General features: G+C 61.2%; 4 protein-coding genes. 2 read left to right on the top strand and 2 right to left on the bottom strand.

Annotation, left to right across the window (positions count from 1 at the left end):
- Together Q0J81_RS09950 and Q0J81_RS09945 are read right to left on the bottom strand one after the other, a co-directional pair.
- Nucleotides 1-579, bottom strand: a 579-nt coding sequence (locus Q0J81_RS09950) for a homoserine dehydrogenase (protein ID WP_294447553.1), incomplete at its 3' end; no start/stop codon positions are given.
- Between the two features lie 117 nt (nucleotides 580-696).
- Complete coding sequence (locus tag Q0J81_RS09945) at nucleotides 697-1,872, bottom strand: aminotransferase class I/II-fold pyridoxal phosphate-dependent enzyme (RefSeq protein ID WP_294447550.1); 1,176 nt, start codon at nucleotides 1,870-1,872, stop codon at nucleotides 697-699.
- Between the two features lie 307 nt (nucleotides 1,873-2,179).
- Between Q0J81_RS09945 and Q0J81_RS09940 the strand changes: the two genes are divergently transcribed.
- Together Q0J81_RS09940 and Q0J81_RS09935 are read left to right on the top strand one after the other, a co-directional pair.
- A complete protein-coding gene (locus Q0J81_RS09940; RefSeq protein WP_294447549.1) occupies nucleotides 2,180-4,450 on the top strand; it encodes an ATP-dependent RecD-like DNA helicase in 2,271 nt (756 codons plus the stop codon).
- Nucleotides 4,447-5,838, top strand: coding sequence for an SH3 domain-containing C40 family peptidase (locus Q0J81_RS09935; protein ID WP_294447548.1), 1,392 nt, complete (start codon nucleotides 4,447-4,449; stop codon nucleotides 5,836-5,838). The genes Q0J81_RS09940 and Q0J81_RS09935 overlap by 4 nt, the downstream gene beginning before the upstream one ends.
- Nucleotides 5,839-6,169: the final 331 nt, after the last annotated feature.

Raw genomic sequence — 6,169 nt, 5'->3', positions numbered from 1 at the left:
GGGGTCGGCTTCGGCAAGGCCCAGATCCTGCGCTTCCTTGAGCGCGGTGGGAAAGTCGAAGCCGTGGCTGTTCATTTCGGAAAGAATGTAGTTGGACGTGCCGTTCAGAATGCCCATCACCGAAGTGATGTGGTTGCCGGCAAGGCTGTCACGCAGAGTCTGTATGACCGGAATGGCTCCGGCAGAACTGGCCTCATAGCCGAGAGCCACGTCTTTTCTTGCGGCGAGCGCGAAGATTTCCCGGCCGTATTCCGCCAGAAGCGCCTTGTTGGCGGTGACGACGGACTTGCCGTTTTCCATGGAGCGCATGATAAGTTCTCTGGCCACCGTGGTTCCGCCCATGAGCTCCACGACCACCTGAATGTCGGGGTCGTCGGCAAGGGACATGGCGTTGTCGGTGAGAACGACGCCTTCGGGCAGATCCCGCTTCTTGGCGAGATTGTGTACGGCCACCGCCTTGATCGTGATTTCGCGGCCCGTTCTGCGCAGAATTTCATCGTGATTCTTTTGCAGCATTTCTACGAGACCGCTGCCGACCGTACCGAGGCCGGCTATGCCGATGCAAAGGTTCTGAGACATGCAAGCTCCAAAGGAGGAAAAAGGTTCTGCCGGTCAGACGGAAGATGCCGCCTTGTTCCGGCCCGGAGCGGGCGGCTGCACCGGTGTGCGTTCTGCCGTCCGCTCCGCTGGGGATGGTCAGCTTTCCTGAAGCACCTTCTTGATGCCCTGAAGGGCCTGTCTGGTGCGTTTCTGGTTTTCGATGAGGGCAAAGCGCACATACTCGTCGCCCATCTGTCCGAAGCCTATGCCGGGCTGCACGGCCACGTGGGCCTTCTGCAGCAGCAGCTTGGAAAACTCCATGGAGCCCATGGCGCGGAAGGGTTCGGGAATGCGGCCCCAGGCGAACATGGTGGCTTTGGGCGGGGTGATGGGCCAGCCTATGCGGTTGAGTCCCGTGCAGAGCACGTCGCGTCGCTTGCGGTATTCATCGCAGATTTTGTCCACGGCGTCGCGGGGCGCGTTGAGAGCCACGGTGGCGGCTATCTGGATGGGCTGGAAGATGCCGTAGTCGAGATAGCTCTTGATGCGGGTGAGAATGTGCACGAGATCGCGGTTGCCGAGACAGAAGCCCATGCGCCAGCCGGCCATGGAATAGCCCTTGGTCATGGAGTAGAATTCCACGCCTACGTCCTCGGCGCCCTTGGCCTGCAGGAAGCTCGGCGCCTTGTAGCCGTCGTAGCACAGGTCGGCGTAGGCCATGTCGTGGATGACCCACATTTTGTGTTCCTTGGCGAATTCAACGATGCGCTCAAAGAACGGAAGATCGACGACCTGCGTGGTGGGGTTCTGCGGGTAGCTTATGATGAGAAGCTTGGGCTTGGGCCAGGTCTGTTTTGTGGCGGTGAGCAGATCTTCAAAGAAGTCGCGGTCTTCCGCTACAGGAATGCGACGCACGTCGGCCCCGCAGATGACGGGGGCGTATACGTGAATGGGATAGGTGGGGTCCGGGGCGAACACCACGTCGCCGGGATTCAGCATGGCAAGGCACAGATGGGCGAGCCCTTCCTTGGAACCTATGGTGGCTATGGCCTGCGTTTCGGGGTCGAGGTGCACGTCGTAGCGGCGGGCATAGAGGTCGCATATGGCCTTGCGCAGATTGGGAATGCCCCGGGAGACGGAATAGCGGTGGTTCACGGGCTTGCGGGCAGCTTCACACAGCTTGTCCACGATGAACTTGGGCGTCGGCAGGTCCGGGTTGCCCATGGAAAGGTCGACGATGTCGATGTTCTGCTGGCGGAGCTGCTTCTTGATTTCTCCCACCACGGCGAAGGCGTAGGGGGGCAGACGGTCTATCCTCGAAAATTCGGGCATACTGTCCTCACAGTACGGAAAGCCAGACCATGTCGCGCTCCTTCCCCTGGCGCTGGCATGACGCTTCCGGGCGGCTTCGACGCAGTCTGAACTGCTGAGGATTACAGGCATGCCGGGCTCTTGCGCGGCATACGGAAGATGGCGGACTCTGGACCGGTGTCGGAGTCGCGCTGGCATGACGCGCATCCGACGGAGCCTGCCTTGATGATATTTCACGTTTATAGTAGTACATCAAGGGAGTTGTAAAGAGGCCGGCATGAGGGCTGCCCGGCTTTTCTTTTTTCCTAACGCGGCCCGGGCGAAAATCATGGAACAGATGGATATGCTGGCCTCGGAAGACACCGACAGGCCGGAGGAATTTTCCGGCACGCTGGAGCGGGTGGTCTTTCACAACGAGGAAAACGGCTGGACGGTATTCCGGCTCCGTGTCGAGGGGCGGGAAGACCCGGTGGCGGTCGTGGGCAGTCTGTCCTCGCCTCAGCCCGGAGCCCGTCTTCGAGTGAAGGGGCGCTGGATCAATCATCCTAAATTCGGCAGGCAGATTCAGATGACCTCCTGTGAGGAGGAGCTTCCGGCTACGGAAGAAGGCATACGCCTCTTCCTTGCCTCCGGCTGCATCAAGGGCATAGGTCCCAAATGGGCCGACCGCATAGTGGCGCATTTCGGCTCGGCCACGCTCGACGTCATGGATCATGACCCCGACCGCATGCTGGAGCTGCCGAGGTTCGGCAAGAAGCGCCTTGAGGCCATGAAGGCTTCCTGGGCGGAGCATCAGGGCATACGCGAGCTCATGATCTTTCTTCAGCCGCACGGCGTGACCGCCAACATGTCGGTGCGCATCTACCGTCAGTACGGAGCGCAGGCCCTTGCCGTGGTGCGAGAGAATCCTTACCGCCTCGCCATGGACATACACGGCATAGGCTTCACCACTGCGGACGCGCTTGCAAGAAAGCTCGGCTTCGACGAGTCTAGTCCTCTGAGGGCCGAGGCGGGCGTGCTCTATCTGCTCATGCGCCTCACCGAGGACGGGCACATTTACTACCCGCGCAATCTCCTTGTGGAAGAGGCCGTGTCCAGGCTTTCCATTCCTGCGGACATGGCCGACGAGGCCGTAACCGACCTGGAGAGAGAGGAGCGCGTGGTCATTGAGGATCTCGGAGACCACGAGGGCGTCTATCTCACGCGCAACTATATTTATGAGTCCAAGATTGCCTTTTACATGCAGAGACTTCTGCATTCTCCGAAGTCCGTGCGCATTCCCGAGCCGAAAAAGCTTGTGAGAAAGGTCATAGACGCCATGCCCATGACGCTGGCCGAGGAGCAGAAGCAGGCCGTGTATACTGCGGCATCTTCCAAGGTCATGGTGCTTACCGGCGGTCCCGGCACGGGCAAGACCACCATTCTGAACGCCATCATCAAGGTTTTTCTGGAGGCGAAGGCCCGCGTGCTTCTGGCCGCACCCACGGGCCGCGCCGCCAAGAGAATGTCTGAGGCGAGCGGGCTGGAGGCCAGAACCATACATCGTCTGCTGGAATACAGTCCGGCGGAGGACGGCTTCAACCGCAACGAGAACAATCCTCTTGCCTGCGGTCTTCTGGTGGTGGATGAGGCTTCCATGATGGATACCATGCTCATGTACCATCTGGTGAAGGCCGCCCCTGTGGGGGCCACCTTCATTCTTGTGGGCGACGTGAACCAGCTTCCTTCCGTGGGACCGGGCAACGTCCTGCGTGACGTCATCGCCTCCGGCGTCGTGCCCGTGGTCGAGCTTCTGGAAGTGTTCCGTCAGGCGGCGCAGAGCGACATCATCTGCAACGCTCACCTCATCAACAGGGGCAATCTGCCGGAACTTCATCAGCGGGCCGGACAGAAGACTGACTTCTACTTTTTCCGTCAGGAAGACCCGGAGGCTGCCGCAGACCTTGTGGTCGATCTTGTGAAGAACCGCATTCCCCGCAAGTTCGGCTTCCATACCGAGGACATTCAGGTGCTTTCGCCCATGCTGCGCGGCGCCGTGGGCGTGAACAGCCTGAACCGCCGTCTTCAGGACGCCGTGAATCCGCAGCATTCCTCCCTGGTGCGGGGCGAGCGGCAGTTCCGTCTGAACGACAAGGTCATGCAGGTGCGCAACAACTATGACAAGGACGTGTTCAACGGTGATACCGGAACCATCATCTATCTGGATGCCGAGGAACGCGAGGTCACCGTTCGCTTCGACGACCGCAACGTGAACTATCTGTGGGAAGAGATGGACGAGCTCGTTCCTGCCTACGCCATTTCCATCCACAAGTCGCAGGGCGGCGAGTATCCCGTGGTGGTCATTCCGCTCATGATGCAGCATTACATGCTTCTTCAGCGCAATCTGCTGTATACGGCCGTGACGCGCGGTCGAAAAATGGTCGTGCTGGTGGGCGAGTGGCGCGCTCTGGCCATGGCGGTGAAAAACAATCATATCCGCAGACGCTACACCTGGCTGGCGCACAGGCTTGCCGGCAGTGAAGGCCCGGTGCATGCCGACATGCTTCCCGAGGTGGACCCAGGCAGACGCCGCGCGGAAAAGAACGAGGAGAATTCATGACAGCAGCGCATTATCCGACGCTCGGAACGCTGACGGAATTTTTCGGCGCAAAGGCCGTCGTTATGGGGCTTGTGCTCTCCGGGGCCGTGCTTGCCGGAGGCTGCGCCGGTCAGCCGAAGATGCCGCCGCAGAGCCAGAACGCGGCCGGTGAAGTGCGGGACGTGCAGACCGTTCCGCAGAGCCTTGCCGTGTTTGCCGAAAAAGCGGGCGGAAGCGCGCTGCTGCGCTCAGCCGCTGCGGCGGAAGCGGACATGCAGAAGTTCCGCAGGAATTTCTTTGTCCCCTGGAGAGCTGGCAAGATGACCCGCGCAACGCTGCGCGAATTTGAGGCGGTGCTGAACTGGGCTCCCGGCAAGAGAGGCTATGCCGAGAATCTGCGTCCGTGGAGCGATGCGGCCTGGGAGAACATGCGATACAACGCGGCGCTTGACGAGATTTCTTCCCAGCCAGGTGCGGCCATTGCCGTCCGCCACGCCGATCTTCGGCTGGCTCCCACCGCGAAGCCGCGCTTTGCGAGAATCGAGGGCGCGGGGCAGGGCTGGCCTTTCGACGACTTTCAACAGAGCTCCATGGCCGCAGGTACGCCCGTCATGGTGCACCACGCAAGTCGTGACGGCGCGTGGCTTCTGGTGCAGAGTCCCATGGCCTGGGGCTGGGTGGACGCCGGAAGCGTGGCCTTCGTGGACGAGGCCTTTAAAAATCTGTGGCAGTCAGCTTCGCTGGGCTGTGTGGTGAAGGAAGGCGTTTCCCTGCGTTCGGCGGGCGCGTTTCTCGCTCTGGCCGACATAGGTACGGTGCTGCCCGTGAGCGGCCAGACGGTGCTTGTGCCCGTGCGCGGCACGGACGGTTTTGCAGAGGCGGCTCACGTGTTTGTGGAGACAGGAAGCATTCTGCCCATGCCGCAGCCGCTTTCCGCTCAGGCCGTGGCTGCCATAGGCGACCGCATGATGGGAGAGAATTACGGATGGGGCGGCATGTACGGCAACAGAGACTGTTCGGCCATGATGCGCGATCTGTTCGCGCCTTTCGGCATCTGGCTGCCCAGAAATTCCGCGGCGCAGGCGAAGGCCGGGGATTTTCACAGCGTTCAGGAGCTTTCCGTCAGGAACAAGACCGAAGCCATAGTGCGCGGGGCCGAGCCCTTCCGCACGCTTCTGTGGCTGCCCGGACACATCGGCCTCTATGTGGGCTGCTTTGACGGCCGGCCTGTGTTCTTCCACGACATCTGGGGCGTGCGCAGCAGACTGCGCGACGGCCGCGAGGGGCGCGTCATTCTCGGCAGGGCCGTGATCACGGGGCTTGCGCCCGGCAGCGAGAGAAGCGACATTGACCCGAAGGGGCTGCTCATTGAGCGCATACGCGGATATTCCATCATCGGTGGACGGTAATCATGGAAAGGGCATTTAAATTTTACGCCGTCACCTACGGCTGCCGCGTGAACCAGTATGAAACGCAGGCCATACGCGAGTGGTGGCAAAGTCTTGGAGGCGTGGAGACCGACGACCCCGCCGAGGCCGACGTCATGCTCGTGGACTCCTGCGCCGTGACGGCCGAGGCCGTGAGCGACGCAAGGCAGATGACGAGAAAGCTCGGGCGACTCAATCCCGAAGCGCGCATTTTTGCCGCGGGCTGCGCCTGTTCGGCGGAGCCTGCGGACTTCGAGCTGCCGGGCGTGGCGGCGGTGATTCCGCAGAGGGAGATCGGAAGAGCACACGTCTG

It is taken from the genome of uncultured Mailhella sp. (assembly GCF_944324575.1).
In the GTDB taxonomy this organism is placed as follows: Bacteria; Desulfobacterota; Desulfovibrionia; order Desulfovibrionales; family Desulfovibrionaceae; genus Mailhella.
Note: the sequence above shows the minus strand (reverse complement) of the source record. Positions and strands in the feature narration are given on the sequence as shown.